This window comes from Sagittula sp. SSi028 (assembly GCF_048553715.1).
GTDB lineage: Bacteria > Pseudomonadota > Alphaproteobacteria > Rhodobacterales > Rhodobacteraceae > Sagittula.
This window is the reverse complement of record NZ_JBLZNC010000042.1, coordinates 1-1024: the sequence shown is the minus strand read 5'-3', so window position 1 is coordinate 1024 and position 1024 is coordinate 1. Positions and strand designations below refer to the sequence as shown.

The 1024-nt window shown below is 58.9% G+C and carries 1 pseudogene; it reads right to left on the bottom strand.

The annotated features are described in order from the left end of the window. Nucleotides 1-201: 201 nt before the first annotated feature. A pseudogene (locus ACN5AZ_RS18665) lies at nt 202-891 on the bottom strand (ATP-binding protein); the annotation flags it as partial. Between the last annotated feature and the right edge of the window lie 133 nt (nt 892-1024).

Below are 1024 nucleotides of genomic sequence, written 5' to 3'. Positions count from 1 at the left end.
ACCGGCTAAAATTGCTGAAACGGCAGATGTATGGCGCCGCAGGTATCGACCTGCTCTTGGCGCGCCTACAGCATTCGGCATGAAAGGCGCCACAGAAATTGAGTCGGACCCCAAAATTGACCCCCTCATACACGACGGAAGCTGGCTCGATGCGGTATAGCCACCACACAGCGCAGCCGCGTCGGGCCAGCGTTTTTTCAATTATTCACAGGTCTTGAAACGCCAGCTTTCGTTGCCGGTTTCGACGACGTCACAGTGATGAGTGAGGCGATCCAAAAGCGCCGTTGTCATCTTGGCATCACCGAAGACCGGGGGCCATTCGCCAAAGTCGAGATTGGTCGTCACGATGATCGAGGTTCGCTCATAGAGACGGCTGATGAGATGGAATAGGAGCTGTCCACCGGTCTGGGCGAACGGCAGATAGCCGAGCTCGTCGAGGATCAGAAAGTCGAGCCGGCAGAGCAGATCAGCGGTACGGCCCTGACGGTCTGCACGGGCCTCGGCATCCAGCTTGTTCACCAGGTCGACTAAGTTGAAGAACCGACCGCGCTTGCCATGCCTGATGCAGGATCGTGCTATGCTCCCTCCCGGGACATTTCCTTGGGAAATGCCCTGCCGGGCAGTGGACCGCGAGATGTAACTTGCCGGTTCCGGTGCCGCCAATAAGTACAACGTTGCGCTGCTGGCTGAGGAAATCGCCGGTGGCGAGGTCCCGCACCAGCGTCTCGTTCACCGGTGTGCCTTCGAAGGTGAACTCGTCCATTGCCGGCAGCGGTTTGCCCTGCAAACCGCGAGAGGGACCTCCTTGGCAAGTGGCAGGCGGGCAATGGTCAGTTGGTACTTGATCGAACGTGCCTGCTTCTCACTGATCTCGGCGCTCAGAAGATCACCCCCTCACGGCAGATCGCTTCGCAATCGCCTGCCGGGCAATGGATGATTTCCATGAACTTCAGGTTCTCGGCGCTTTCCCCGCGCGGCTGGTAGTAGAGGGTCGAACGTGCCAGTGACAGCAGGCTGCATTGCC